The sequence below is a fragment of the Geothrix alkalitolerans genome (genome assembly GCF_022808885.1).
Lineage (GTDB): Bacteria > Acidobacteriota > Holophagae > Holophagales > Holophagaceae > Geothrix > Geothrix alkalitolerans.
In genome coordinates this window covers 199,603-225,751 of sequence record NZ_JAKZLE010000004.1, presented here as the reverse complement: position 1 = coordinate 225,751, position 26,149 = coordinate 199,603, and the positions used below count along the sequence as shown (strand labels likewise).

The window sequence follows — 26,149 nt, the reverse complement described above, 5'->3', positions numbered from 1 at the left end:
GCTACTTGGCCTTGTGGGCGTGGACCCGCGCGAAGAGCGCCGCATCGGCCTTCGCGCCATGGCACTTCCGGCAGAAGTCGAGGGTGGGCAGGACCAGGCCCGCGGCCTTCGCTGCCGCCGGGTTCTTCATCACAGACATGGCCTTGTAGTCGCCACCATTGCCGTGGCACGCCTCGCAGTCGAGCCCCTTCTTCGCGTGGGCCGAAGCGGACCAGGAGTCGTGCTGGACGCGATGGCACATCCTGCAGGCACTGGCCCCGACAGCCGGGTGGCCGTTGCTGGCCATGGAGGGCATGGGCCCGGCGGCGGACGCGGGCGCTGGCTTGGGGGCTGGCGCCGGGGCCGCGGCGGGAGCGGGTGCGGGGGTTGGCGCAGCGGCCACGGGCGCAGGAGCAGGCGTGGTCGCGGGCGTGGTGGCGGGCGCGGGCGCGGCGGCGGGAGTCGGCGCTGGAGCCGACGGGGCCGCGGCGGGTTTCGGAGCCATCTCGGCGGCCTTGGGAGCCGGAGCCGCTGGCTCTGCCTTCGCCCCGGCGGGGGCCGGCTGGGAGGAGGGCTGTGACGACGGTTGAGCCGCGGGCGTGCCAGCCGCCGGGGCCGTCCCCGGGGTCGCTGCCGGAGCCGGCGCCTCCTTCTCGGCGCAGGCCAGCAGGCAGGCGAGCATCAGGGCAGGAAGGACCGTTCGACGCATGGTTTCTCCGGGGACTGACCCGATGCTACTTCCCGGTGTTCCCGAATGCCAGGTTCCGCACCAGGTCTTCGGTCTTCCAGGGGGCGGCGCCGCCGCCCAGGTACTTCTGGAACCACTCGAGGTGGGCGTTGTAGTAGACGGGCATGGACTTCAGGTTGTCCGGCCAGTGGCCGTCGTTCTTGAAGACGATGAGGCGGCTGGGCACGCCCATCTCCTGCAGGTCCGTGAAGAACTGGAGGCTCTGGGTGTAGGGCACGCGATAGTCGCGCTCGCCGGTGATGACGAGGCAGGGAGTCTTGAAGGCCTTCACGTGGCTGCTGGGGTTCATGCGCTCGTAGGCCGCAGCCTGGTCCCAGGGCGTGCCCGTGAGGTCGTGCTCGGGGAACCAGAGCTCCTCGGTGGCGCCGTGCATGGAGCGCAGATCGTAGACGCCCATCATGGCGGCGAGGGCCTTGAAGCGCGTGGTGTGGCCCTCCAGCCACATCATGGCGTAGCCGCCCCAGCTCCATCCCATGGCGCCCATGCGGTCCTTGTCCACGTAGGGCAGCGCCGCGAGATGGTCGGCCACCTTCTGGATGTCCGTCTGCACCTTGCCGTCCCAGTCGCCGCTGATGGCGTCTGTGAAGGCCTGGCCGTAGCCGGTGGAGCCGTGCGGGTTCGGGAAGGCCACGATGTAGCCCGCGCCGGGATAGACCTGCCAGTCCCCCCTCAGGGTGTCGGACCACATCATCTGCGGGCCGCCGTGCACGTTGAGGATGATGGGATATTTCTTCGCGGGATCGAAGCCGTGGGGCTTCACCAGGAACACCTGGATGTCCTTGCCGTCGGCGCCCTTCACCCACTGCTCCTCGGCGGGACGGATGTCGACCTCGTCGGCCACGGCCTGGTTGAAGGCCGTGAGGCGCTTCAGCTCCTTGGTGCCGAAGGCATAGCGCCAGACCTCCACAGGCTCGCCCACGCGGGTCTTGCTGAGGTAGACAGCCTTCTCGTCGGGGCTCACCTGGAACTCCCGGATGCTCTGGCCCTCCAGCATGCGGGCGGTCTTCCCGGTGGCCACCTCCACGCGGAAGAGGGGCCAACGGCCCTTCTCCTGCACGGTGAACCAGATCGACTTGCCGTCGGCGGACCACTGGAAGGTGTCCACCCAGTTGTCGATGGCTTCCGTCAGCACTTTGCGCGTCTTGGTCTGCCGGTCGTAGACCGCCAGGCGGAAGCGGTCGGACTCGTGGCCGGGCCGGGTCTGGAAGCGGTAGGCGATGAAGCGGCCGTCCGGCGAGTACTTGGGATCCTGGTCGGCCGCCGGATTGTCGCCGGTGATGCGCTTCGGCGTCCGGTCGCCCTCCAGGGGGATCAGGAACAGGTCCTGGTTCGTGCTGCGGGCCGGCACGGGATCGGTGTTGGTGGTGACGCAGACCTCCTTGCCGTCGGGGCTCAGGTCCCAGGTCTGCCAGAAGGCGGGGAAGTCCTGGGCGCCGCCGGTGAGGGCCTCAACCTTGCCCTCGAAGGTGGCCTTGAAGAGGTGGCTCACCTGGAAGTCCCGCCACTCGGTCCAGTGGCGGTAGAGCAGCGAGTCCGCCAGGTGGGCCTGCACGGGCCCTTTCTCCAGCTTATCCGCCAGCTCCTTCTGCTTGGCGCCGTCCGCCATGGCCTCGGGGAAGACGGAGGCCTCGAACACCACCTGGTTCCCGCCGGGCATCAGCCTGGGCGCGCCCACGCCGGCCTCGAAGCTGGTCACCTTGCGCGCCTCGCCGCCGGCGAGGTCCAGGGCCCAGAGCTGGCTGCCGCCGGCGCGGCTGGAGAGGAAGTAGAGGGTCTTCCCGTCCTTCGACCACTGGGGCGCCGTGTCGGACTTGCCCGAAAAAGTGATCTGGCGCGAGGCGCCCGTGGCCGTGTCGAGCACCCATACCTGCGTGTTCCGCGTGGAAGCCTTCAGGTCCTGCGTGGACACTTCGAAAGCGAGTCTCGATCCGTCCGGGCTCAGGGCCAAATGCTGCACGCCCTTGAGGCGGTAGAGGTCCTCGATGGTGAAGGCGCGCTTCTCCGCCGCGGACGCGGGAAGGGACAGGATCAGGGAGGCGATGGGGACGAGGCAGAACCGGCGCATGGACCCTCCGAAAGAACCCCTCAGCATCGCATGACCTGCGGGCCGTCTTGTGACCGTGTTCATAACCGGGGGCGCTGAATCTTAGGCACCGCCCCGAACGACCGATGAACGCCTTGTCCCGCGGAGGCCCCATGCTGATCGCAGCGCTCCTCGCCGGTCTGCTCCAAGTCGGAGCAGGTCCGGATTCCCCCGCGGTCCCGGCCTGGGAGCCGGCCCACGCGGGCCTGATGGCCAAGGCCCCCGGGACCCCGGGCTATGGCGTCCAGTTCACCACCCCCAGCGGGAGGTTGGTGTTCACGAACCTCCACTTCGATCCCGCCACCCGGGACGCCAAGATGGAGCTCTACCGGATCCAGGGGCCCGCCGGCATGGGCCCCTACCGCCTCGGCGCGGAACTGGGCTTCCACGCCAAGGAGCCGACTCAAGGCAGCAACCATCCCTGCTGGTTCGACAACTTCTTCTACGCCGTCAGGACTCTGGAAGGTTCTCCGGCCAGGTCGGCGGGCCTGGATCCGGGGAAGTACGGGGGCCGGTTCGCGGTCACGGCCCTCGAAGGGGTGGACGGGAAGAACTTCGGCTGGGACCTCGGGGCCCTGGTCTGGTACCTCACCAACCGGCCCGAGGTCGAGCTGAACCTGATCCGGCGACCGGTCATGTTCGGCGGGCCCAGCCGCCGGAATCCCCGGGTCACCCTCCGGAAGGTGGAGACCGCGATCGACCCTGCCGATGGGTTCTTCACCGCGGGCGGGATTGATTCCGCCCTCATCCAGCCTTGGTTGGGCCACGCTCCCTTGTGGAGGGATCTCCTCATCCTCCGCTCCCGCACCCCCCGCCTCGCCCCCCTGGCCGTGGACCTGCCCACCGGCCGTCGATGGCTCGTGTCCGCGCCCACCGACCCCAGCGCGGAGGGACCCGGGAAGGGGCAGCGCACCCTGGAGGTCTGGCGGGAGGATCCCCTGGCGGGCCCCTACCCCTATGCCAAGGCCCTGGCGGACCTCTGGCTGGAGCCCCGGGAGGGCCTCGGCCCCGGGCGCGTCCTCCGCATCGAGGGCCAGTGGTACCGGATCCAAACCCTGACCACCGATCCCGCCACGGGGCGCCCCACCGCCTGCAGCCTGGGCCCCTGGAAGGCCGACATACCGGCGCTCCTTGCAGGGGCCAGCGAGGCCCGGGAGCTGGGCTCCCTCCCCTCCCCCGGCCTCTGGGAAACGCTGGAGCAGGCCGCGAACGACGCCCTCCTGGAGTGGAAGACCCTCGCCCTGCCTGATGCGCTCGCCTCCCAGGATGCCCAGGCCGCCGCAGCCCTGGTCCTTCGCATCGAAAAGGGGCTTCTCGCCCTCGACCTCGAAGTGAAGGGCATCCGCTCCCGGCTGGACGCCGCAGCCCGCGCCGAGGCCGAGCGCAAGGCCCAGGCCGAACTGGCCACCAAGGAGGGCAAGCCCGCACGCGCCACCCCGGCTCCGCCTGTCGAGAGCGAGCGCCTCGCGGACCTTCTCGACCAGCGCAAGGCCATCCTCATGGCCATCCTCGGCAACGCCAAGCAGTCCCTCGCCAGCCTCCGGAGATGACATGAGACCGGTCCGCACCTCCTTCGCATGCGCGGCCCTGGCCTCCCTGCTGAGCGCGCAAACCGCGCCTTCACCCGCCGCCATCTGGGAACCCGCCTCGCCCGCCCTCGCCAAGAAGGCGCCCGGCAGCCCCGCCTACGGTCTGGTCCTGACCACCTCCCTGGGGAAGCTGCTGGCGACCTCCCTGGCCTTCGACCCCGGAACCCACAAGCCCCAGGTGCGGGTCTACCGCATCGATGGCCCCGCCGGATGGGGACCCTACCGCTCCGGCCTGGAGCGGAGCCTCATGTTCAGCCCGGCCATGAAACGGCCGGCGGACAACAACGCCCTCCACTGGAGCTGGTACCGGGATTACTTCTCGTTCACGCCCGCCGAGAAGGGATCGGCCGCGGATGAGGCCGGCCTGGACCAGTCCAAGTACGCCCTGACCCGCATCAAGCACGTGGATCAATCAACCTTCCAGTGGGACGTGGCGGCCCTCGTCTACCACATCACCCAGAGTCCGACGATCGTGGTGCAGACCATCAAGCTTCCGCTGCTCTTCGGTCCCAGCGAGCGCACGTACACCATCCAGAACCGCCGCGTCACCACACTTCCCGCTCCCGATGACGCCGAGCTCGTGAACGCGCCGCCCAACCTGGAGGCCCAGAAGGCGCTGGCCTCCCCCGAGCCCTGGCGGGAACTCCTCAAGCTCCGGTCGCAGACGGCGATCCACGCCCCGCTCCCCGGGGTCCTGGATGGCCGGAAGGTCTGGATCGTCCGCCTCCCCACGCAACCGGCCAAAGACAAGCAGGCTGGCCAGCCCGGCGCTCTGGAATTCTGGAAGACCGATCCGGGCACCGGAGCCTTCGAGGACGGCCTCGCTGAGGTGTACCCCGAACCGCCGGGAGGATTCGGCGCCGGGCAGTCCCTCCGCGTCAGCGGCGTGTGGTACCGCCTTCAGGCCCTCTCCCTGGAACCCGCCACCGGCCGCCTGACCCGGCTGGCCCTCGAGCCCTGGAAGGCCAATGTCGTCGCGCTCCTCGCCGGTCGCACCCTCGCCTCCGAGCTGGGCTCCCAGCCCCAGCTTCCCTTGTGGGAATCCCTGGAGCAGACCGCGAATGACACGCTCCTGGAGTGGAAGACCCTCACCTTTCCCGGAGAGCTCGAGGCCCTGGATCTGAAGTCGGCCGGGGCCCTGGTCGTGCGGATCGAGAAGGGCATGCTCGCCCTGGACCTCGAGGTCAAAGGGATCCGCACACGGGTGGATGCCGCAGCGCGGGCCACCGCCGAGTGGAAAGCCCAGGTCGAACTGGCCGCCAAAGAAGGACGGCCCGCCCCTGCGACGCCGGCTCCGTCCGCCGAGAGCGAGCGTCTCGCCGACCTCCTCGACCAGCGCAAGGCCATCCTCATGGCCGTCCTCGGCAACGCCAAGCAGGCGCTCGCCAGCTTGAGGAGGTGACCCATGGCTCACGCCCGGCCCCGGCCCGAGTGGCACCTGATGGGGCGACTCCTGGTCCTCGGATGCATGGCCATGTCCCTGGAAGGCCAGCCGGCTCGCCCGGCTCCAGCGGCCCTGACCGCGAAAGCCCCGGGTCATCCCTCCTACGGCCTCAAGGTCAACACCGAGGATGGGCCATTCCTTCTCACGCACCTCCGATACGACCCCATCTCACCAGCCGGACGAATCTCCGCCTACCGGCTGTCCGGACCCGCAACTTGGGGACCCTACCGGCTGGGGATGGACTTGGGGTCCCACCGGTCAGGCGTTGTCGGAAAGTCAGAGGGCATTTGGACCTGGAGCTACTCACGTTTCGAGGTCCTCAGGGTGGAGCCGGGCGGTCCCGCGCAGCGCGCCGGCCTGGATGAAACGTGGTGGATCCTCCAAGTGGATGGTCAGAACTTCCAGTGGCAGCTCCCGACCCTGCTCTACTACGCGACACGCCGTCCGACCGTCGAAGTGCTCGCCCAGAAGCGGTCAGGATGGGGAAAAGGCAAAGAGAAGCGTTTCCAGATCGAGCTCCAGAAGCTGGAGGCTCCCGTCGATCCTTCCGCCGCGGAGGTTGAAGACACTACCACCCTCGAGCAGGTACTCCAGCCGCTCGGACCTCAGCTCGCTGAGCCGGCTCTCTGGCGGACCCTGGCACGGCTTCGATCGAGCACACCTCGGTTCGCGCCCATTCCGGTCGTCCTGGAGGGCCGCACATGGTGGGTGGTCCGCGGCGCCCCTGCCGCGCAGCGCAGCCATGCCATCGGCCTGGATCCAAATCGCCAGCCCCGCTGGCTGATCCGAGGCGAGAACGCGCAGATCCCCGGTGCCACCGAGCGCCAGGACCTCGCCTTCCTCGAGTTCTGGGAAGCAGATCCGTGTGGGGATGCGGCGGTGGCGGCGCCCGCCTTCCTCTGCGCAGAGCCTCCAGACCAGGTCTTGAAGGGCCGCCTTCTGCGCCTCCGGGGCCACTGGTTCGAGGTTGCGGAAGCCGCCCTCGATCCGGGCAGCGGCCGCCTCGCCAAGTTCAGAGTCGAGCCCTGGAAGGCCGACGCCCTGTCGCTCCTGAGGGGCGAGCTTCCAGCCCGCAACCTGGACCCCAGCGCGCCGGTCGCAGACCTTGCCGCCTTGGAGCAGCTTGGCAATGAGGCTTTGATCGAGTGGAAGACCCGCGCCCTGCCCGGCCTGCTGGCAACCCTGACCGTGAACCCCGCCGAGGATCTGGTGATCCGCCTCGAGAAGGGGATCCTGGACCTCGACCTGACGGCAAAACGCCTCCGGGCCCGGCTGGACGAGGAGGCCCGAGCCGAGGTCGCGCGCAAGGCCCAAGCTGAACTCGCCGCCAAGCGCGGACAGGCAGCGCCAATTGCCCAGGGTGCCTCGACTGAAGACCTTGAACTCGTCGCCGACCTGCTGGATCAGCGCAAGGCCATCCTCATGGCCGTCCTCGGCAACGCCAAGCAGGCGCTCGCCAGCCTCCGGAGGTGAACCGTGCGGACCCTCACCGTCCTCCTCGCCGCATCCGCCTTCCCCCTGGTCCTCTCGGCCCAGGCAGGCCTGCACTGGGAGAAGCCGGATCCCAAGCCGTCCACCGGCCAGGGCTCGGACGCGCTTAGCCAGCTGGAAGCCCTCAGCGGCGGGAAGGTGGACCGCAGCAAGGTAGGCACCAGCTTCAAGGTCCGGCCGCCCGCCCCACGGCCCAAGACCATGCACCGCCAGCCCACGGCCAACCAGCAGGCAGCCTCGCTCCTGGGCGGGATCTTCGGCAGCCTGCTGGCCCAGGCCCTGGCGCCCACAGGACCTTCCGGGCCGAGCCCCGCGGAACTGGCTCGCATCGAGGCCGAAAAGCAGGAGGCCCTGCGGCGGGAGCAGGCGGAGCTCCAGGCCTGGGCCAGCGCCTACTCCTCGCGGATGAGCAGCCTGGTGGCGCGCCAGCGCCAGGAGCGGGCGGCCCGGAACCAGGCCAGCATGGAGGACCTTCGCGCCTCCCTCTCGAGCGGATGGGACTCGGGCGGGGCCCAGGCCGGCGGCGGATTGGCCGCGGCCCTGAGCGATCCCGTGCCGGTGGTGGACCTCCGCGGAAGCCGGACCTTCACACCCAGCATCCTGCGGAACGCCGACGGCACGAAGCGCACCGAGCCCATGGCGCCCGACGAATTGCTCAAGCGCCGGGAGGCCGCGCAGGCCCGGCTGAAGGCCATGATGGCGGAGAATCAGGACCTCCGCCTGCTGGGCCAGCGCTTCTACGAGCTGGAGGCGCAGCTGGCGCGGCTGAAGCGGGAGGGCCAGAGCCTCGGCACCGAGGGCCGTGCCATCCAGCGGGAGATGGACTACTGGGGCTGGCGCATCGAGCAGGCCACCCAGGCCTGCATGGAGCGCGGCACCAGCCTGTTCACTGACGTGCTGCTGCCGAAGGGGACTTCCGCCGGGCTCAAGCGCCTCCAGGCCAACCCCAAGCTCTGGCCCCGCATGGTGGAGTCGCTGTCGAACGTCAACGACTTCTCCGAGTTCGCCGGTGGCCTCGCCGACCGCTACGATGCCGCGGGCCAGGCCCTCGACTGGGCCCAGGCCAAGCGGAACCTGATGAAGGACGTGGACTTCATCGCCTCCAACGCCCAAAACGTCACCTCGAAGCTGGAACCCGTCAGCCTCCACTGGCAGGTGGGCAAGACCCTGGTGGGCACCAGCGTGGACCTGGCGGCCGAGATTGACGGCTGGGGCGCCATCCTCGAGCGCCAGGGCGACACCGCCCTCCTGCTCCAGAAGCAGAGGGCCCTGCAGGGGCGCCTCGAAGCCGTGGTGAAGGAACTCCAGGCCAGCCGCACCCAGATCGCCGCCCGCCTCGGCGTGAAGCCCGAGGACCTGATCCCCGTCCAGGCCCGGCCCAAGGGTCTGGGCTCCGTGGTTCCTCCCCTTTGAGGTCCGACATGAACCTGCGATCCACCCTCCTTGCAATGGCCGTGGCCTGCGCCGCCCTGCCCCTCGGCGCGGGCTGGAAGAAGCCCGTGCCGCTCTACCCGCCCCTGACGAAGCCGGAGGAGCTCCGCGAGGCGCCCCTGCCCGAAGCCTGGGGGCCGCAGCTTCCGGGCGCGCCGTTCACCGGGGCCGTTCTCACCACCTACCTGGGCCGCTTCGCCATCCACCCGACCCGCTTCGACGCGCAGGGCCGCCTTCGCTGGCGGGCCCTGCGCGTGGAAGGCCCCGCGGGCCTCGGCCCCTACGACCACGGGCTGGAGGTGGAGATTGTCTCCGCTCCGGGAGACCGCACGGACGTGGCGCGGATCACCGCCATCCGCGAAGAGCCGGGCATGGACAGGTTCCACGGCTGGAACGCGGGCGATTTCATGGAGCTGCCCGCCAGGTTCAATCCGGATCAGCCTGACCTGAGCCTCGGCGTCTTCCTGTTCCAGTACCGGCTGTCCAACCAGGACGTCTTCGGGTTCCCCGCCTTCGTGCCCAGCCGCACCTTCTTCGTGAACCGGTTCCCGACCCAGACCCGAGCCAGGGCCCGCGCCGGCACGCCGGCCGACCTGCCCGCCACCTTCAACCCCGAGGGTCCCCTCCCCGTGGAGGCCGGCCCCTGGTTGAAGCAGGCCTCCGCCCGCCTCCTCGCCCTCCGCCGGGCCCAGCCCGCCTATCAGCCCTTGCGGATCGCGTGGGCCGGCCGGTCCTGGGATGCGGTGGGCCCCTCCCGCCCCGGGGCCTCCACCCAGCTTGAGTTCTGGCCGGCTGCGCAGACACCGGGGGCCCTGGCTGACGGGCCCGAGAGCACCCACGACCTCCCCAGGATCTCCCAGGCCGCGGGGACTGTCTTCCCGCTTGGCGGCCAGGCCGCGCGCATCCGCGAGGCCGGTTGGGATCCTGCCACCGGGCGCCTTGCCCGGCTGGAGCTCGAGCCCTGGGCGCCGGACGCCCTCGGGTTCCTGCTCGGGGCCACCTCTGGGGGCGCGGCCCAGCCAACCCTCGCCCAGGCCCTCAACGACGCCCTGGTGGACTGGAAGGTGAAGGGGCTCGGAGCCTACCTCCAGAACCAGACCGTCGGCGCCGCCGAGGACTTCATCGCCCGGCTGGAGAAGACCCTCCTCCGGATGGACCTGGAAAACCGGAAGCTGCGGCAGGCCGGGGATTCCCAGGAGCGGGAAGCCGCGAACCGCCAGGCCTCGGAGGGGCTCCAGGCCGTACGGCAGGACGGTGGCCGCCGGTTCTTCCTCCTGCCCGCCGAGCGCCGCGACCTCGGCGAGGAGGATGGCCGGATGGCCACGGGCGCCTCCCCCGACCTCCTGGACCTCCTCGAGCAGCGGAAGGCCATCGTCTCGGCCATCCTCGCCAACGCAAAGCAGGCCTTCGCCACCGCGAGGCGCTGAGCCGGCCCAGCCCTTCAGGGCCCGGTGGTTCAGCCCTCCAGGGCCCGGTGGATATCTGCGAAATCAGCGCGGGAGGTGGCATCCAGGCTCAGGGGCGTCAGGGCTACCACACGGTCGCGGACGAGGGCGTGGACATCGGAATCCGGCTCCAGGGCGTCATGGTCCACCTGCACCGTGACGCGTCCGTCCTTCAGGCGGCTGTGGAGGCCCGGATCCTCGAAGGCGAGCTCGAAGTAGCGCTGCCGCGACAGCCGGCTCAGCCGCCAGGGGGTTTCCGACGTGGCGCCCTCCGGCACGTCCAGCTTCAGCAGGTCCACGTCCTTTGGTAGCCGAGCGCCCAGGAGCTTCCGGGCGAACAGGCGCAGGAAGTGCTCCGCCGCACCCCAGTCGCGGGACTCGTGGCGCATGAAGTGGTCGGGGTGCATCTGCTGCGAGGCCGCCAGGGCCGGAATGCCGCGGGCGGCGGCCTCCATGGCCGCTCCCACCGTGCCCGAGGCGCCGATGCTGATGCCCACGTTCTCGCCGTAGTTGATGCCAGAGACCAGCAGATCAGGGCGGCGGTCCCCGCACAGGAGGTGGAGGCCATGACGCACCACCGAGGCCGGCGAGCCCTCGCAGGCGTAGGCCCGGACCGCCGCGCCGTCCACCTCGAAAGGCACCGCCTCCAGCGCCGCGTCGGGACGGCCCGTAAAGCTGCGGCCCATGGCCGTCTGCTGCGTGGCTGGAGCCACCACCAGCACCTCGCCCAGGTCGCGCACAGCCCGGACCGCCGCCCGGAGACCCGGAGACCCGATGCCGTCGTCGTTGGTGAGGAAGAACAGGGGGCGGTGGGTCATGCGCGGGCTCCGCATCCAGACTGGAGCCTGGAGAGGCCTGCGTCCACCACCCGCCCTTGGTATCCTGCCCCATGGCCGAATCCGCTTCCTCCGCGCCCTCCGATCTTCCCCGCGGCCGCGGCATCTTCTGCAACCGGACGCTGAACCTGCGCTCCGTGCGGGCCATCGGCTACGACATGGACTACACCCTGGTGGACTACCGGGTGGCGGCCTTCGAGCAGATGGTCTACGACCAGGCAGTGGACCGGCTGGCCTCCGAGGGCTGGCCCGCGGAGGCCTTCGCCTTCGACCCGCGCATGGTCACGCGCGGCCTCATCGTGGACACCGAGCTGGGCAACCTGGTGAAGGCCAACCGCTTCGGCTTCGTGAAGCGGGCCATGCACGGCACGCGCATGCTGGAGTTCGGCGAGCAGCGGGACGCCTACACGGGCACGCTGGTGGACCTCTCGGATCCCCGCTGGGTCTTCCTCAACACGCTGTTCTCGCTCTCGGAGGGATGCCTCTACGCCCAGGCCGTGGACCTGATGGACCAGGGCGCCCTGCCCCGCCCTTTCGAATACGCCAGCCTCTACCGGCACGTGCGCTCCCGGGTGGACGCCCAGCACCTGGAGGGCCACCTGAAGGCCGAGATCGCCGCCGCGCCCGAGCGCTACGTGGTGCAAGACCCCGAGGCCGCCCTCGCCCTGCTGGACCAGAAGGCCGCGGGCAAGAAGCTGATGCTCATCACCAACTCCGAGTGGAGCTTCAGCGCGAAGATGATGGCCCACGCCTACGACCGCCACCTGCCGGAGGGCATGACCTGGCGGGAGCTCTTCGACCTGGTGATCGTGGCCGCCCGCAAGCCCGCCTTCTTCACGGAGCACGGTCCCTTCTTCGAGGTGGTGGACGAGTCGGGCCTGCTGCGCCCCCTCCTGGGCCCCCTGCGGCCCGGCGGCCTCTACCTGGGCGGCAGCGCCTCCCAGGTGGAGCGGGACCTGGGCATCGCCGGCGACGAGATCCTCTACGTGGGCGACCACATGTTCGGCGACGTGCATGTGAGCAAGCGCACCCTCAGCTGGCGCACGGCCCTGGTGCTGCGGGAGCTGGAGCGCGAGGTGGAGGCCCTGGAGGCCTTCCGGGAGATGGAGCTGAAGCTCATGGCGATGATGCATGAGAAGGAGGCCATGGAGGCCCGGCTCTCCCAGACGCGCCTCGCCCTCCAGCGCCTCCACGCGGGCTACGGCCCTCCGCTCGCCGCCGACGCCGCCGCGCTGGAGGCCCGGCTCCAGGACCTGCGGGGCCAGCTGGTGGCCCTGGACGCGGAGATCGGGCCCCTGGCCAAGGCCGGCACCGAGCTGGTCAATCCGCGCTGGGGCCTGCTCACCCGGGCCGGCAACGACAAGAGCCACCTCACCCGCCAGATCGAGCGCTACGCCGACATCTACACCAGCCGCGTGTCGAACTTCCTCCACGCCACGCCCTTCGCCTACTTCCGCTCGCCCCGGGGGAGCCTGCCCCATGATCCCCTGGATCAACGACCTGAGTAGACTGTGATGCCGTAGTGCTCCGGATCCCAGGGCGGGCTGCTGTTCCAGTGGCCATAGGCATGGCTGTCGTCCGTGCGGAAGCGCAGGGTGTAGGTTCCCTTGGGCAGGCTGACCACCTCGTCGGCCTGACGGTTCTTCGAGGCGCCGCCCGCGGGCTGGGTGCGGTCAAGTTCCATGGTCCACACCCGCTTCCCCGCGGCGTCCTCGATCCAGGCCTCGTCGTCCATGCCGTCCCCGCTGCCCTCGGCGATGGCGTAGATCCGCACGTCGCGGGCGGCTCTGAGGGTGAAGGCCGCGCTGCGATCCTGGTCATTCCCCACCCTCACCAGCTCCGCCAGCGCGGCCCAGTCCAGGGGCTTCGTCAAGGAGATGGCGGCCAGGTCTACATCTGATGGCGCCGACAGCGTCAGGCCGTACATCCCGGGATCGCAAGGCGGCGCGGCGTTCCAATCCGCCGGGGAATGGGAGTCGTCCGTAACGAAGGCTGCTTCGTAGTCACCGGGCGGAAGGGTGACCATCTCCACCTGGCGGCGGTTCTTCCGTGCCCCGCCGGCGAACTGGGCCTTGTCCATGCTCATCTCCCATACCCTGGCGCGGGTGCGGGCGTCGAGGATCCAGCCGTCATCGTGCATGCGCCGGCCGCTTCCCTCGCCTTCGGCGTAGATGTGGAGCGTCACGGGCTTCCGGATATGAAAAGCCTGGGACCACTGGCCTCCATTCGAAGTGGCGGCCAGGGACACGAGAATGTTCTTCCAACGCAGCGGGGCCTCGAAGGCGGCCACCTCAGCGGGGTTGCCACCGGGAAGGTAGATCTCTAGTCCGTAGTTCACCACCTGCTCCTTCCAGTGGCGGAGGAGGCTGGTGCGGTCCGCCCCGAAGGCCGCCAGGAAGCCCCGGGGGCGCTCGGCCTGCTCTGAGGCCAGGCTGCGCCGGTCGATGTTTCGGGTCCACTGGGCCATGAGGAAGCTCTGGCCGAAGCCGTGGTTGGCGAAGTAGGCCTCGTAGCTGCCCGCGGGCAGGTCCAGATACTGGTCCGCCACGCGGTAATCCCAGTCCCGCTTCGTGTTCGCACCGTCCATCTGCCACACCACTTCGCGGGTGGTGGCGTTGAGGATCCAGCCGTAGGCGAAGAGGGGCTCTTCAGGCCGGGCATGGACCAGGCGCCGGAGACCTCCGCCCTTGGCGTAGACGTGGATCTTCATGGGGCGCGGAAGGGTGAAGCCCTGGCTTTTCACCTCGACGGCCTCGAAGCCCTTCAAGGAGACAATGCGGGGTTCCGGCTCGGCGGCGCGCAGGGTGACCACCCCGAGCAACAGGGCCAGGATGAACGCCGTGATGGCCTGCACCGTTCGGACCAGGGCGGCGGCTTCGGACATGAGAAAGGACGACATGGAACCCCCGACGGGACGCCTCCAAGGTAGGCCTGATCGTCCTGGCCACGGGCCCGGATCGGCGAACGGTGGCACCGGACCGGCCATCGATCCGGCTCCGGGGTTCACAAGCCCGCGGGCGCCCCCGCCCCACCGCCGGCCACGGCGTTCAGGTAGAAATCCAGCATCGCGGCGAGGGAGGCCGGGTCCCGCCGCAGGCGGCTGCGCAGGGCCGCGCCCTCCCAGCAGTCCACCAGGCGGTCCGCCAGCTGCCGCACATCGCATCCCTCGGGAAGCTCATGCCTCTGCAGGGCCTCGTCGAGGCAGGCGGCCATGCGTGCCGCGATGGCGGCGAAGCAGGCCTCGATCTTGGCCCGGAAGGCCTCGCTCACGCCCGACAGCTCCTGGCCGAGGCCGCCCAGCAGGCAGCCCATGTAGCCCTGCTCCCGGTAGGCTTGCTGAGTGAGCTCGAAGAAGGCTCGCACCCGGTCGAGAGGCGGCCGCGTCCGGTCCTGAAGACAGGCGTCCAGACCCGCGTGGACCTGGGCCATGTAGGCGTCCACCACCTGGAGGGCGAAGTCCTCCTTGTCCTTGAAGTGGTGGTAGAAGGAGCCCTTGGGGATCTCCGTGGCCGAGAGCAGGGCTTCGATGCCCAGGCCGTTGTAGCCTCGCTCCAGCAGCATGCGGAGCCCGGCCTCGATCAGGTGCTGCTTCGTCGAACGCGTCATCCCCTCGTCTTCTCGATCAGGTGGTCGATGACGCAGGTGTGTTCATGCTGAGGGCTGAACATGATGAGGTCCGCATCGGCGTCCACCCGCACATTGTGCCCGGGTGGCCAGTAGAACAGGTCGTCGGCGGCCACAGTCTCCTGGCGCCCCGCCGCGTCCGTGGTGGTGATCCGGCCTTTCAGCACGAACCCCCAGTGCGGGCACTGGCACAGATCGCCGTCCAGGCCCTTGAACAGCGGCGTGGTATCCACACCCGCCGCCAGGCTGAAGTACTCTCCGCTGAACTTCCCATAGCCGTTCGTGTCCCCGAAATCCCGCTGCTGGCGCATGGTGACCCCCGGAACCTGCAGCGCAGTCGGGACCGCATTCTTGGCGATCTTCATGTCTCCTCCTTGTTTTTTTCATGCACTAGACCGGTCAGTCCAGAGACACGATAAGCCGTCGCCACGCCTCGTCAACCAGACAAGTGCAAAAAAAATCATGCCGCCATCAATGCTGGTTTAATCCAATATCATGCACCGTTTAGCAGGCACCCATGGCATGGATTCACGCAAGGATCGGTGGGGGCTCAGCCGCATTCTTTCAAAAAAAGCAACCAATGGGTTGCGTCATCCCCCGGTCCGCTTAACATGCAACCAGGAGGTTACGCATGACGGCATCGAGCACCGACTGCATCAGGAAGGAGATCCATCTCCGCGCGCCCCGGACACGGGTCTGGAAGGCGCTGTCGGACGCCGAGGAGTTCGGCACCTGGTTCGGGATGAAGCTGGAGGGGCGCTTCGTGCCCGGCCAGCCGGTCTTCGGACGGATCACCCACCCCGACTACTCGCACATCCACCTGGAGATGAGGATCGAGCGCATGGAAGCGGAGCGCCTCTTCTCCTACCGCTGGCACCCCTATCCCATGGACATGAAGCGGGACTACTCGGTCGAGCCCATGACCCTCGTGGAGTTCCACCTCGAAGCGGCCGAGGGCGGCACCCTGCTCAAGGTGGTGGAATCCGGCTTCGACAGCCTGCCTCCGGACCGGCGCGACGAGGCCTTCCGCATGAACGACGCGGGCTGGACCGGCCAGATCACCCGGATCGAACGCCATGTCACGAGCTGAGGCTCTCTCCCCCACGCGGCTGAAGGATGCGGCCCCGCTCTTCGCCGCCCTGGGGGATGCCACGCGGCTGGGCCTGCTCGTGAGCCTCTGCTCCGGCGGACCGCTCACGGTCACGCGCCTGAGCGGCCAGTTCGACGTCTCCCGGCAGGCCATCACCAAGCACCTCGACGTGCTGGCCGAAGCGGGGCTCGTCAAGAGCAGCCGCCAGGGACGGGAGCGCATCTGGACCTTCGAGCCCAAGCGCCTCGAGGATGCCCACCAGTACCTGGAGCGCCTGTCCAGGGAGTGGGACGTCGCCCTGGGGCGGCTCAAGGCCTTCGTCGAAACCTGATACCCGTCCGGCCTCCGGGAACAGACACCCGTCCCCGATGCCTCCATCTCCTGCTTCCAGGCGGGCGGATCCCCGTCTGCCCCGCACGACCAACCCGCGCCACCGGCGCCCTTCTCAAGGAGGACCCATGTCCCAGCCCTGGACCACGCTCTTCTCCCTCAACCGTCAGGTCCTGATGGCCAGGAACCTGGCCGACGTCACCCAGGATCAGGCGGACCAGCCGCCGGCGCCCCACGTGAACAGCATCACGTGGATCCTCACCCACCTCGTGGAGAACCGGCGCTGGCTCCTGGAAACCCTGCTCGAGTCCGGCGACCGGCCGGCGGCGACCGGGCCCCGGTCCCTGGCGCAGCTCGATGCCGCGATGGACGAGACGCAGGCGGCCCTTGCGGAGGCCTTCGACGGCGTCGTCGACTGGCGCGAGCCGCGGACTCATCCCGTCATCCAGGTTGCCCTCCCCCTGGAGCAGATCGTGGGCACTTTCCTCATGGAGGAGGCCTACCACCTGGGCCAGATTGGCACCGCCCGGAAGCTCATGGGGATGCCTGGCGCGATGAAGGCTCCCGAGACCGCCAAGGTCTAGCCGGAGGTCCCCGATATCGGCGTGGAGTCGTCCCCGCCGGTGCGGGCCACCCCGCCCTTTCATCGACACGAGGAAAGAAGACATGACGCATTCCACAATCGGAATCATCGGTGCTGGGAGCATGGGAGGGGTCCTTGCCCGCCACCTTGCCGAACTCGGTCATCACGTCTTGATCGCGAACTCGAGAGGTCCCGAGAGCCTGATGGCGTTCGCGGCCACCATCGGCGCGACCCCCGCTCCCGTAGCTGATGTCGCACATGCCGGAGACATCATCATCCTTGCGATTCCAACGAAGGCGGTCCCCAATCTTCCACCTGGGTTGTTTTCAAGTCTCTCGAGCAGCGTTGTCGTCATCGATATCGGCAACTACCATCCCGAACTCCGCGATGGCCGCATCCACGCAATAGACCAGGGGCTGACCGACAGCCAGTGGGTCGCGCAGCAGATCGGCCATCCCGTGATCAAGGCATTCAACAACATCTTCGCCGGAAGCCTTGCCGAACTAGGGGCACCGAAGGGGACAAGGGGGCGGAGGGCCCTGTCGGTCTGTGGCGATTCTGCTGAAGCCAAGGCGACTGTGCTCGGCCTCGTCGACGATCTCGGGTTCGACCCGGTCGATGGTGGCACTCTGCGCGAGTCCTGGCGACAGCAGCCCGGAACGCCGGCCTACTGCCACGATCTCGACGCCGCCTCCCTCCGGCGTGCACTCGCCGAGGCCGACCAGAGCCGGACCGCCCAATACCGCGCCGAGCAAGAGGCTCGCATCAGGCGATCCTTGCGAGGCCGCGAAGGATAACCCGACCGAAGCGAATGGCGATCACGGCGACAGCCAGAAGCGTCAACGGTTGATGCTTCTGGCGTCGTCGGGCCTCACTCCGCCATCTTCGCCCACTCCGCCAGCACGCGCTGGGCCTGGATCACGGGGCCGCCTTCGCCGGGCGGCATGGGCAGCAGCACGGCGCCGTCGGGGTTGAGCTGGGCGTCCTTCCGGGCGCGCACCCAGGCCATGAGCTGGGCGGCATCCACCGGCGTCTGGGGGCTGAGGCGCAGCTTGAGCCGGCCGGACTGGACCGTGACTTCGCTGACGGCGAGGTGCTGGGCCCGCAGCTTCACCTTGAGCACCTCGAAGAAGCGCTGGGTGTCGGGGTCGTCCTCGGGCACGCGGCCGAAGCGGTCCTCCAGATCGAGCCGGTAGAGGTCCAGGTCCTTCTCCTCGCGCAGCCGGGAGATGCGCTTGTACGCCACCAGCCGTTCGGCGGCCTGGTCGATCCAGCGGCGGCTGAGCTGGGCGCCCGGCGCCAGGCCGTCCACCTTCACTTCGAAGGCGGTGCTGGGCTGGCCCTGCAGCTCCTGGAGCGTCTCCTCCAGAAGCTTCACGTAGAGCTCGAAGCCGATGTCGTGGATGTGGCCGCTCTGCTCGCCGCCCAGCAGGTTGCCCGCGCCGCGCAGCTCCAGGTCCATGGCGGCGACGCGGAAGCCGGAGCCCAGCTCCGAGAAGTCCTCGAGCGCCTGGAGGCGCTTGCGGGCGTCCTCGCTGATCTCGTGCTTGGGCGGGATCATCAGGTAGGCGTAGGCTGGCACGTCGCTGCGGCCCACGCGGCCCCGCAGCTGGTAGAGCTGGCTCAGCCCGAAAGCGTCCGCCCGGTGGACGATGAGCGTGTTGGCGTTGGGCACGTCCAGGCCGTTCTCCACGATGGTGGTGGCCACCAGAACGTCGATGCGGCCTTCCATGAAGCCGAGCATCACCTGCTCCAGGCCCTCGTCGCTCATCTGGCCGTGGCCCACCGCCACGCGGGCGTCGGGCACCAGCTCCCGCACACGCTCGGCGATGCTGATGATGGACTCCACGCGATTGTGCACCAGGTAGACCTGCCCGCCGCGGCGCAGCTCGAACTGGACGGCCGTCTGCACCAGCTCGTCGCTCCAGGGCGCCACCACGGTCTCGATGGCCAGGCGGTCCTTCGGCGGCGTCTCGATGAGGCTGATTTCGCGCAGGCCCGTGAGGCTCATGTGGAGCGTGCGCGGGATGGGCGTGGCGGAGAGCGCCAGCTGGTCCACGTTGAGGCGCAGCTTCTTCAGCTTCTCCTTGTGGCCCACGCCGAAGCGCTGCTCCTCGTCCACCACCACCAGGCCCAGGTCCGCGAACGTCACCCGGGCGCCCAGCAGCTGGTGCGTGCCGATGACGATCTCCACCTTGCCGTCGGCCACCTCCTGGAGGATGCGCTTCTGCTCCGCCGGATCGACGAAGCGGTTGAGCATCTCGATGCGGATGGGGAAGCCCGAGAACCTTTCCCGGAACGTCCTGAAGTGCTGGAAGCAGAGCACGGTGGTGGGGCAGAGCACGGCCACCTGGCGGCCTTCCAGGGCCACCTTGGCGGCGGCGCGCATGGCGACTTCCGTCTTGCCGAAGCCCACGTCGCCCACCAGCAGGCGATCCATCGGTCGCGGCGACTCCAGGTCCGCCTTCACGGCCTCGATGGCCTCGATCTGGTCCGGCGTGGGCGTGAAGGGGAAGCTGGCGTCGAAGGCCGCCATATCCGGCCCGTCCGGCGGGTAGGCGTGGCCCTTCTCAAGTTTTCTCTGGGCGTAGAGCTTGAGCAGCTCGTCGGCCATGTCGCGGATGGCCTTCTTGGCCCTGCGCTTGACCTTGGCCCAGGAGGCGCCGCCCAGCTTGTCCAGGGGTGGCAGGTGGCCCTCGGCGCCGGTGTAGCGCTGCACGAGGTCCGCCCGCTCCAGGCTGACGTTGAGCTGGCCGCCATCGGCGTAGCGGAGCTGGAGCACCTCCTGCTCCTCGCCGCCCACGGTGAGCGTGGCGAAGCCCAGGAACTCGCCGATGCCGTGGTCCAGGTGCACCACGCGGTCGCCGGGCTTGAGGTCCCGAAGGTCCGAGAGGAAGGCCGCGCTGCGGGATTTCTTCGGCGCCGCCTGGATGGCCTTGCGACCGAAGACTTCCCGCTCCGTGAAGAGGGCGAGGCGGCACTCCTTGATGAGCACGCCAGCGCTGAGGTTCAGGCGAAGGGCCCGGCAGCCCGTCTCGGTGCCGTAGGCCTGGGGCAGGTCGTAGTCCCGCAGGAACTCCGCGAAGCGGTCCCGCATGCCGGGCGTGCTGCCCGCCAGCACCACCCGGAAGCCCGTGAGCGCCAGCTCCTGTGCCTGCTCCGCCAGGTCCGGCAGGCGCCCCTGGAATTCCCGCAGGGGCTGGACCGTGACGGGCACCGTGGCCTCGCTTTGCCACTCGGTGAGGAGGAGTGAGATCCGGCTTGGGTCCGAAGGGAGGAAGCGGTCCTCGAAATCGGGACACACCACGCCGCCGCGGCGCAGGGTGGCCAGGCCCTCCTCGATGCGGGCGCGCTCGGCTTCGCGCAGGGCCTCCTCCCAGGCAGGATCGAGGCGCACCCGCAGGCAGGGTGGCACCCAGTGCACCAGCTGCCCCTTGGGCTGGGCCAGCAGGGGGTGGAACAGCTCCTCGCCGGGGAAGTGGCCGTGGGTGGCCAGCCGCGCCCTGCGGAAGGCCAGGTCGTCCTCGGGTTCGGCGGTGCGGTCCGCCCGGGAGGCCACGGCGGCCAGCAGGACCTGTCCGTCACCGCGCTCGCCCTCGAAGCGCGGATAGAGGGTGAGCGATTCCAGCGACTCGCCCGTGCGGCGCTGGGTGTCGGGATCGAAGGGCGAGAGGCGCTCCAGCTCGTCGCCGAAGGTCTCCAGGCGCAGGGGCTGGTCCAGGTGGTCCGGCCAGAGGTCCACCACCATGCCGCGGGAGCTGAACTCGCCCGGCGCGCCGGCCATCTCCGTGCGGCGGTAGCCCAGGGCCACCAGGGTCTCGAGCAGCAGGTCCCGGGGCACCTCGGCGCCGATCCTCAGTTCCAGCTTCTGCTTCTGGAACCAGGTGGGATGGGGCAGGCGCTCGCTGGCCGTGAGGGGCCCCGTGACCAGTACCTGCACCCGGCGCTCCAGCAGGCCCACCAGCGTGGAGAGCCGATCGCGCAACACCATGCCCGGCGGACTGCTCTCGCCGCCGGCGTAGGCCGCGAAGCCGGGGAAATGGGCCACGCCAGCCTCCGGCAGCAGGGCCTGGAGGTCCTGGGCCAGGGTGCGGGCCTCGGCCTCGCTGGGGGCGTCCACCCACAGGGACTGGACCCGCCCACCCTTGGAGATCCAGGCCGCCAGCACCAGGGCCAGGGCCGGCGGCGACGCCCAGCGCAGCCGGGCCCCCGAGACCGCAAGGGCCTCCGCGGGAGCCTCGGCCAGGCGGAGCAGGTCCCTCAGATCAGCGCCGGCAGCAGTCATGGCACCCTCCAGAGTGCCTCAACCCGGCCCCGGAGACGAGTTCAGATTTCGCGGACCGCCCATTCCCGCGGCATGAGCACCCGGTCCCACCACACGCCCTTCTCGCTGCGCTTGCCCACGGCCAGGAACATGTTCACTTCCGCGCCGCGGGGCAGGCCCAGCAGCGCCTTGACCCGCCAGGGATCGAAGCCCTCCATGGGACAGCTGTCGTAACCCTCGGCCCGCAGGGCCAGCATGAAGGTGGCCGCGGCCAGGGCCGTGCTCTTGTGGGCCATGATCCGGAGGTCCTCCCGCGCCATGAGGTTCGGGGTGGGCTTGAACAACGAGATGGCCCGGCTCGCCAAGCGCTTCACCGGCCCCAGGATGCCCAGGGGACCGGTGGTGTAGATGGTCGGGATGATCTTCCGGTAGTAGGCCGCCTGGCTCGGGCGCAGGGGGCCGCGCGATTCGAACACCCGCAGGATCTCGTCCCGGTTCCGGCGCCAGGTATCCCGGCGGGTGACCAGGGCAATGAGCAGCGGCGCGGTCTTGGCAGGCATCTGGTCCAGACAGGCGGCGTTCGCCGCCTGCCGGATCTTGGGATCCCGGATGACCACGAACTCCCACGGCTGGAGGTTGCTGGAGCTGGGCGCGAGCCGGGCGGCATCGAGGCAGCGGTCCAGCACCTCCTGGGGCACGGGATCCGGAAGGAAGTCACGGACCGTGCGCCGGGACTCCACCGCGGAGAAAAAGAGGGGCTCAGGCATCCGGCGCCTCCGCCAGGGGACGGACGGGCTGGGGTTCCGCCACCTCGCGGCCGAGACCGCGGCGGATCCGGGCCCAGAGCTTGGCCAGGCTGAAGTCCTCGAGGATCTCGAAGAACACGGGCACCACGATGAGGGTGAGCATGGTCGAGGTGATGAGGCCGCCCACCACGGCGCGGGCCATGGGGGCGCGCATCTCGGCCCCGGCGCCCAGCGCGAAGAAGAGGGGGGCCATGCCGCCGACCATCGCGAAGCTGGTCATGAGGATGGGCCGCAGCCGCACCATGCCCGCGCGGACGATGGCCTGGCGGCGGGGGATCCCCTCCTCGCGCTCCAGGTGCAGGGCGTGGTCCACCAACAGGATGGCGTTCTTCGTCACCAGGCCCATGAGGAGGATCATGCCGATGCTCGTCATCATGGACATGGAGTCGCCCGTCACCAGCAGCATCATCACCATGCCCACCATGGAGAGCGGCAGGCTGGCCATGATGGCGATGGGCAGCTTGAAGCTCTCGAACTGGCTGGCGAGCACGAAGTAGATGAAGAACACAGCCAGCAGCAGGGCGGAACCCATGTAGCCCGCCGTCTCCTTCTGGTCGCGGGTCTGGCCCAGGAACTCCACCCGGACGCCCTCGGGCAGCTTGCCGCTGGCCTTCAGCTCGGCCACTTTCTGGGCGGCGCCGGCGCTGACCTCGCCCAGGGTGGCGCCCTCGAAGTTGGCGTCCACCTCCACCTCCTCCATGAGGTCGTGCCGCTGGAGCTTGGCGGGGGCGATGCCCTCCTCGAAGCGCACCACCTGGTTGAGGCGCACCAGCGGGTGCTTGCCGCCGCCGAGGTCCTTGGTGCTCTGCACGGTCATGTTGGCCAGCTGCGCCGAGAAGCGGCGCTCCTGGTCGGCGAGGCGCACGCGCACATCGCGCTGCTCGCCCCTCTCGTCCTCGTACTTGGCCACCTTCTCGCCATCCACCAGGGGACGCACGAGCTGGGACACCAGGGCCGGGCTCACGCCCAGGTCCGAGGCGGCCTTGCGGTCCACCACGAGGCGCAGCTCGGGCTTGCCGCTGTCGAGGCTGGTGGTGACATCCACGGCGCCGGGCACGCTGCGCAGGGCCTCCTTCACGAGGGGCACGGCCTGGACGACCGCATCCCGGTCCGGCGCCTGCACGGCGACCATGATGGGGAAGGTGGTGCCCCAGTCGTTGGCCGCGCCCACCGCGGCATCCACGCCGGGGACGGTGCGGAAGGCTTCCCGGATCTGCCGGCGGATGACCACCTGGTTCGGGCGCCTGCCCTCCTTGAGCTTGATGTAGATGCTGCCGGCGTCCACGGTGCCGTTGAGGCCCGTGCCGATGGTGGTGTAGGCGAAGGCCACGCCAGGCACGGACTGGATGGACTTCTCCAGGGCCAGGGCCTTCTCGCGGGTGGCCGCCAGGCTGGAGCCTGGCTCCGCCTTGAAGGTGGCCTGGAGGTCGCCCCGGTCGTAGTCGGGCATGAAGTTGTTGCCCAGGAGCCCCGCGAGCATCATGGCCAGCACGAAGCTGCCGCCGCCCAGGGCCATCACGGTCTTGCGGTGCTCCAGGGCCCACTCGATGGCCCCCTTGTAGACCACTTCCCACCGGTCCAGCATGCGGCTGAAGGCTTCCACCGCCCGCATGACGGGGTTCCGGCCCTGGTAGTGGACGTGCCCGTCGGCGCTCTTCTCGTGCTCGGGATCCGGCCAGACGGCGCTGAGCATGGGATCCAGGGTGAAGCTCACGAACAGCGACACGGCCACGGCGAAGGCCACGACGATGCCGAACGGGAAGAAGAACTTGCCCACGATGCCGCCCATGAAGGCCACGGGCACGAACACCGCCAGGATGGACATGGTGGTGGCGATGACGGCGGGGCCGATCTCCGCCGTGCCCTCGCGGGCGGCGGTCACGTGGTCCTTGCCCATCTCCGCGTGCCGCGTGATGTTCTCGCGGACCACGATGGCGTCATCGATGAGGATGCCGATGGCCAGGCTGAGGCCCATGAGGGTCATGGTGTTCAGCGTGAAGTCCATGGCCCGCATGATGATGAAGGTGGAGACCACGGACACCGGCAGCGTGAGGCTGGTGATGAGCGTGGACCGCCAGCTCTTCAGGAAGAAGAACACGATGAGCACGGTGAGCGCGCCGCCCACGTAGATGGAGGTGTTCACGTCCTCCACGTTGTCGATGATGAAGCGGGCGTTGTCCTTGGCGACCGCCACCTCGACGCCCTGCTGGGCCAGCTCGGGCTTCAGCTCGTGCAGGGCCTTCTCCACCGCCGTGACCATGGCCACGGTGTTGCCGCCGGTCTGCCGCTGGATCTCCAGCGCCACCACGTCCTTGCCGTCCAGGCGGGCCAGGCTGCGCTTCTCCTTGATGCCGTCCACCACCGTGGCGACTTCCTTCAACTCGATGGGCCGGCCTTCCTTGTTGCCCACGATCACATGGTCGAAGTCGGCCACGGACCGCGCCTTGGCGTCCACCTTCACGGACATCTCGCGGTCGCCCTGGAGCAGGTTGCCGCTGGGGATGGCCATGGTGTCCCCGCCCAGGGCGTTCTGCACGGCCTGGAGGGAGAGTCCCCGGGACTCCAGCTTCTGGGGATCCACCTGGACGAGAATCTCGCGGGTGCTGCCGCCCACCGCGTCCACCTTGCCGACGCCGGGGATGTTCTCGATGCGGCGCTTGAGGAAGTCCTCGGCGATGCGGGTCAGCTCCCGGTCATTCAGGTCCGGGTGCTTGGCGTCCGGCTTCACCACCAGGGAGAGCACGGGCAGCTGGGCCGGGTCGAACTTGGAGATGACCGGCTCCTCGATGTTGCTCGGCAGGTCGCGGCGGATCTGGCCGATCTTGGTGCGCACGTCATTGAGGGCGTTGTCCACGTTGCGGCCCAGGTGGAACTGGATCACGAGCGTGCCCAGGCCCTCCTGGCTGGTGGAGCTGATCTCCTTGATCTTCTCGATGGGGTTGACGGCCTCCTCGATCTTCCGGACCACGTCCTGCTTGACGGATTCGGGGCTGGCGCCGGGGTAGACGACGGAGACGGTGACGGTGGGGATGTCGGTGTTGGGGTACTGGTCGATGCCCAGGGTCTTCACGGAGAAGAGGCCCAGCACCACCAGTGCCAGCATGATGCAGACCGTGAAGACGGGCCGGCGGATGGAGAGGTCGGACAGGAACATGGTTCACTTCCCTCCTGCGGCGGAGCCGCCATGGGCGTTGCTCGGCGTGGAGTCGCCATTCGCGCTGTTCGGGGCGGCGCTGCTGATCACGCGCAGGCGGCTGCCTTCGGACACCAGGTCCTTGCCGCTGTCGACCACCTGGGCGCCGAGAACCACGCCACTGACGATGGGACGGTAGCCGTCCTGCTCGGGCCCCAGCACCACCTTGTGGCGCCGCGCCACGTCCTGCTCCGCCACGAAGACTTCCGCATCGCGGTCCTGCGCCTTCACCAGCGTGGCCGGAAGGGCCGGGGCTTTGGTCGCGCCCTCGCCGAGGATGACCCCCTCCACGAAGAGGCCGCCCTTCAGCGTGCCGTCCACATTGGGCACTTCGATCCGGACGCGCAGGGTGCGGCCGTCCTGGGAGAGGCTCGGACTCACCTGGGTCACGCGACCCTCCACGAGGCGGTCCACGCCGATGCTGCGGAAGGTGGTCCGCTGGCCCACCTTCACCTGGGCCATGGCCTCGGCGGGCAGGTCCGCCCGGATCTCCAGCTTGCGGTTGTCCACGATCTCGAAGGCCGTCTGGCCGGGGCTGAGCATCTCGCCCGGCTGCACGGCCCGGCGCGCCACCTGCCCCGCGAAGGGCGCCACGAGGCGGGCCTTCTTGAGGCGCAGGCGGGCCAGGCCAAGGTTGCTGTCCGCGGCCTGGGCAGCGGCCTGGGCGGCGTGGTAGGCAGTCTCCGCCTGCTGCGCCGCCTGGCGGGTGATGCTGCGCTTCTCGAGCAGGGCCACGGAACGATCGTTGTCGCGCTGGGTCTGGAGGGCCTGGGCCCTGGCCTGCGCGGCCTGGGCCTCGGCGGCCTGGACGCCCAGCTGGTAGTCGTCCTCGTCCTGGGCACCCAGGAGGGCCCCGGCGCCAACGCTGTCGCCCTCCTGCACCAGAACGCGGGTCACGCGGCCCGCGACCTCGGCCTTCAGCTCGGCGCGGTTCACGGCCAGCAGCGTGCCCGTGAAGGCCACGGCGGGACGGAAGCTGCGCTCCTGGACCGGCACCAGGGTGACGGCCACGGAGCCTTCGGCCTTCACGGCGGCCTGGTGGTCCAGCTCGGCGTTGCGCTTGCCGCGGTGGAAGGTGGCGGCCCCGGCGATGATGGCGGCCGCGAGTCCGGTGGTGATGATCAGGGTTTTGCGGTTCATGGGAGACTCCGGAGGATCGGTCGGGTTCGAGCTCGCCGTCAGGCTTCGCCTGGCGGCGAGGTGGGGGGCTCCG

At 69.4% G+C, this 26,149-nt stretch carries 20 protein-coding genes; 10 read left to right on the top strand and 10 right to left on the bottom strand.

The window, feature by feature from the left end; all coding sequences use genetic code 11:
* Position 1 precedes the first annotated feature (1 nt).
* On the bottom strand, positions 2 to 688 hold the full coding sequence (locus tag MLJ35_RS10285) for a hypothetical protein (RefSeq protein WP_243384275.1): 687 nt from the start codon (positions 686 to 688) through the stop codon (positions 2 to 4).
* A 25-nt stretch (positions 689 to 713) separates the two neighbouring features.
* A complete protein-coding gene (locus MLJ35_RS10280) occupies positions 714 to 2,792 on the bottom strand; it encodes a S9 family peptidase (RefSeq protein WP_243384274.1) in 2,079 nt (692 codons plus the stop codon).
* A 131-nt stretch (positions 2,793 to 2,923) separates the two neighbouring features.
* On the opposite strand from MLJ35_RS10280, the gene MLJ35_RS10275 reads away from it, so the two are divergent.
* The 5 genes from MLJ35_RS10275 to MLJ35_RS10255 all read left to right on the top strand — a co-directional run bounded on the left by MLJ35_RS10275 (position 2,924) and on the right by MLJ35_RS10255 (position 10,192).
* A complete protein-coding gene (locus tag MLJ35_RS10275; protein WP_243384273.1) occupies positions 2,924 to 4,360 on the top strand; it encodes a hypothetical protein in 1,437 nt (478 codons plus the stop codon).
* A gap of 1 nt (position 4,361) precedes the next feature.
* Complete coding sequence (locus MLJ35_RS10270; protein WP_243384272.1) at positions 4,362 to 5,801, top strand: hypothetical protein; 1,440 nt, start codon at positions 4,362 to 4,364, stop codon at positions 5,799 to 5,801.
* A gap of 426 nt (positions 5,802 to 6,227) precedes the next feature.
* Complete coding sequence (locus MLJ35_RS10265; RefSeq protein ID WP_243384271.1) at positions 6,228 to 7,316, top strand: hypothetical protein; 1,089 nt, start codon at positions 6,228 to 6,230, stop codon at positions 7,314 to 7,316.
* A gap of 3 nt (positions 7,317 to 7,319) precedes the next feature.
* A complete protein-coding gene (locus MLJ35_RS10260) occupies positions 7,320 to 8,747 on the top strand; it encodes a hypothetical protein (RefSeq protein WP_243384270.1) in 1,428 nt (475 codons plus the stop codon).
* Positions 8,748 to 8,755: 8 nt separating this feature from the next.
* Positions 8,756 to 10,192 (top strand): hypothetical protein, encoded by a 1,437-nt coding sequence (locus MLJ35_RS10255; protein WP_243384324.1) that lies wholly within the window; start codon positions 8,756 to 8,758, stop codon positions 10,190 to 10,192.
* A gap of 29 nt (positions 10,193 to 10,221) precedes the next feature.
* Here MLJ35_RS10255 and surE read toward each other — a convergent pair whose 3' ends face one another.
* Complete coding sequence (gene surE, locus MLJ35_RS10250) at positions 10,222 to 11,028, bottom strand: 5'/3'-nucleotidase SurE (protein WP_243384269.1); 807 nt, start codon at positions 11,026 to 11,028, stop codon at positions 10,222 to 10,224.
* Between the two features lie 71 nt (positions 11,029 to 11,099).
* Here surE and MLJ35_RS10245 point away from each other — a divergent pair, with 71 nt between their 5' ends.
* The gene (locus MLJ35_RS10245) at positions 11,100 to 12,554 is read left to right on the top strand and encodes an HAD-IG family 5'-nucleotidase (RefSeq protein WP_243384268.1); all 1,455 of its coding nucleotides are present in this window, start codon (positions 11,100 to 11,102) and stop codon (positions 12,552 to 12,554) included.
* Here the strand turns inward: MLJ35_RS10245 and MLJ35_RS10240 are convergent.
* From MLJ35_RS10240 to MLJ35_RS10230, 3 genes are all read right to left on the bottom strand, one after another.
* Positions 12,539 to 13,945 carry a hypothetical protein gene (locus MLJ35_RS10240; protein WP_243384267.1) on the bottom strand — a complete coding sequence of 469 codons (1,407 nt, stop codon included), beginning with the start codon at positions 13,943 to 13,945 and terminating at the stop codon, positions 12,539 to 12,541. The two genes, MLJ35_RS10245 and MLJ35_RS10240, sit on opposite strands and share 16 nt — an antisense overlap.
* A 104-nt stretch (positions 13,946 to 14,049) precedes the next feature.
* Positions 14,050 to 14,652, bottom strand: coding sequence for a TetR/AcrR family transcriptional regulator (locus tag MLJ35_RS10235; RefSeq protein WP_243324718.1), 603 nt, complete (start codon positions 14,650 to 14,652; stop codon positions 14,050 to 14,052).
* Entirely contained in the window at positions 14,649 to 15,035 is a 387-nt protein-coding gene (locus tag MLJ35_RS10230; RefSeq protein WP_243324719.1) for a cupin domain-containing protein, read from the bottom strand. The genes MLJ35_RS10235 and MLJ35_RS10230 overlap by 4 nt, the downstream gene beginning before the upstream one ends.
* Positions 15,036 to 15,301: 266 nt before the next feature.
* On the opposite strand from MLJ35_RS10230, the gene MLJ35_RS10225 reads away from it, so the two are divergent.
* The 4 genes from MLJ35_RS10225 (at position 15,302) to MLJ35_RS10210 (ending at position 17,470) form a co-directional block, all read left to right on the top strand.
* A complete protein-coding gene (locus MLJ35_RS10225; protein WP_243384266.1) occupies positions 15,302 to 15,760 on the top strand; it encodes an SRPBCC family protein in 459 nt (152 codons plus the stop codon).
* Entirely contained in the window at positions 15,747 to 16,091 is a 345-nt protein-coding gene (locus MLJ35_RS10220; RefSeq protein WP_243317071.1) for an ArsR/SmtB family transcription factor, read from the top strand. The genes MLJ35_RS10225 and MLJ35_RS10220 overlap by 14 nt, the downstream gene beginning before the upstream one ends.
* A 127-nt stretch (positions 16,092 to 16,218) precedes the next feature.
* Positions 16,219 to 16,674 carry a DinB family protein gene (locus MLJ35_RS10215; RefSeq protein ID WP_243384265.1) on the top strand — a complete coding sequence of 152 codons (456 nt, stop codon included), beginning with the start codon at positions 16,219 to 16,221 and terminating at the stop codon, positions 16,672 to 16,674.
* An 82-nt stretch (positions 16,675 to 16,756) separates the two neighbouring features.
* Positions 16,757 to 17,470: an NADPH-dependent F420 reductase gene (locus MLJ35_RS10210; RefSeq protein WP_243384264.1), complete on the top strand. Its 714-nt coding sequence runs from the start codon at positions 16,757 to 16,759 to the stop codon at positions 17,468 to 17,470.
* Between the two features lie 74 nt (positions 17,471 to 17,544).
* On the opposite strand, the gene mfd is transcribed toward MLJ35_RS10210, so the two are convergent.
* The 4 genes from mfd to MLJ35_RS10190 are packed head-to-tail and all read right to left on the bottom strand — an operon-like array spanning position 17,545 to position 26,076.
* A complete protein-coding gene (gene mfd, locus MLJ35_RS10205) occupies positions 17,545 to 20,958 on the bottom strand; it encodes a transcription-repair coupling factor (protein ID WP_243384263.1) in 3,414 nt (1,137 codons plus the stop codon).
* A 41-nt stretch (positions 20,959 to 20,999) separates the two neighbouring features.
* Positions 21,000 to 21,704: a nitroreductase family protein gene (locus MLJ35_RS10200; protein WP_243384262.1), complete on the bottom strand. Its 705-nt coding sequence runs from the start codon at positions 21,702 to 21,704 to the stop codon at positions 21,000 to 21,002.
* The gene (locus tag MLJ35_RS10195; protein ID WP_243384261.1) at positions 21,697 to 24,897 is read right to left on the bottom strand and encodes an efflux RND transporter permease subunit; all 3,201 of its coding nucleotides are present in this window, start codon (positions 24,895 to 24,897) and stop codon (positions 21,697 to 21,699) included. Before MLJ35_RS10195 ends, MLJ35_RS10200 begins: the two co-directional genes overlap by 8 nt.
* Positions 24,898 to 24,900: 3 nt before the next feature.
* Positions 24,901 to 26,076 carry an efflux RND transporter periplasmic adaptor subunit gene (locus MLJ35_RS10190; RefSeq protein ID WP_243384260.1) on the bottom strand — a complete coding sequence of 392 codons (1,176 nt, stop codon included), beginning with the start codon at positions 26,074 to 26,076 and terminating at the stop codon, positions 24,901 to 24,903.
* Between the last annotated feature and the right edge of the window lie 73 nt (positions 26,077 to 26,149).

Bases quoted from the DNA above. Each gene is read 5' to 3' on its own strand.
- MLJ35_RS10225 (WP_243384266.1), top strand. From the start codon at position 15,302: ATGACGGCATCGAGCACCGACTGCATCAGGAAGGAGATCCATCTCCGC.
- MLJ35_RS10270 (WP_243384272.1), top strand. From the start codon at position 4,362: ATGAGACCGGTCCGCACCTCCTTCGCATGCGCGGCCCTGGCCTCCCTG.
- MLJ35_RS10210 (WP_243384264.1), top strand. From the start codon at position 16,757: ATGACGCATTCCACAATCGGAATCATCGGTGCTGGGAGCATGGGAGGG.
- MLJ35_RS10235 (WP_243324718.1), bottom strand. From the start codon at position 14,652: ATGACGCGTTCGACGAAGCAGCACCTGATCGAGGCCGGGCTCCGCATG.
- mfd (WP_243384263.1), bottom strand. From the start codon at position 20,958: ATGACTGCTGCCGGCGCTGATCTGAGGGACCTGCTCCGCCTGGCCGAG.
- MLJ35_RS10245 (WP_243384268.1), top strand. From the start codon at position 11,100: ATGGCCGAATCCGCTTCCTCCGCGCCCTCCGATCTTCCCCGCGGCCGC.
- MLJ35_RS10220 (WP_243317071.1), top strand. From the start codon at position 15,747: ATGTCACGAGCTGAGGCTCTCTCCCCCACGCGGCTGAAGGATGCGGCC.
- surE (WP_243384269.1), bottom strand. From the start codon at position 11,028: ATGACCCACCGCCCCCTGTTCTTCCTCACCAACGACGACGGCATCGGG.
- MLJ35_RS10240 (WP_243384267.1), bottom strand. From the start codon at position 13,945: ATGTCGTCCTTTCTCATGTCCGAAGCCGCCGCCCTGGTCCGAACGGTG.
- MLJ35_RS10285 (WP_243384275.1), bottom strand. From the start codon at position 688: ATGCGTCGAACGGTCCTTCCTGCCCTGATGCTCGCCTGCCTGCTGGCC.
- MLJ35_RS10215 (WP_243384265.1), top strand. From the start codon at position 16,219: ATGTCCCAGCCCTGGACCACGCTCTTCTCCCTCAACCGTCAGGTCCTG.
- MLJ35_RS10190 (WP_243384260.1), bottom strand. From the start codon at position 26,076: ATGAACCGCAAAACCCTGATCATCACCACCGGACTCGCGGCCGCCATC.
- MLJ35_RS10200 (WP_243384262.1), bottom strand. From the start codon at position 21,704: ATGCCTGAGCCCCTCTTTTTCTCCGCGGTGGAGTCCCGGCGCACGGTC.
- MLJ35_RS10255 (WP_243384324.1), top strand. From the start codon at position 8,756: ATGAACCTGCGATCCACCCTCCTTGCAATGGCCGTGGCCTGCGCCGCC.
- MLJ35_RS10195 (WP_243384261.1), bottom strand. From the start codon at position 24,897: ATGTTCCTGTCCGACCTCTCCATCCGCCGGCCCGTCTTCACGGTCTGC.
- MLJ35_RS10275 (WP_243384273.1), top strand. From the start codon at position 2,924: ATGCTGATCGCAGCGCTCCTCGCCGGTCTGCTCCAAGTCGGAGCAGGT.
- MLJ35_RS10280 (WP_243384274.1), bottom strand. From the start codon at position 2,792: ATGCGCCGGTTCTGCCTCGTCCCCATCGCCTCCCTGATCCTGTCCCTT.
- MLJ35_RS10230 (WP_243324719.1), bottom strand. From the start codon at position 15,035: ATGAAGATCGCCAAGAATGCGGTCCCGACTGCGCTGCAGGTTCCGGGG.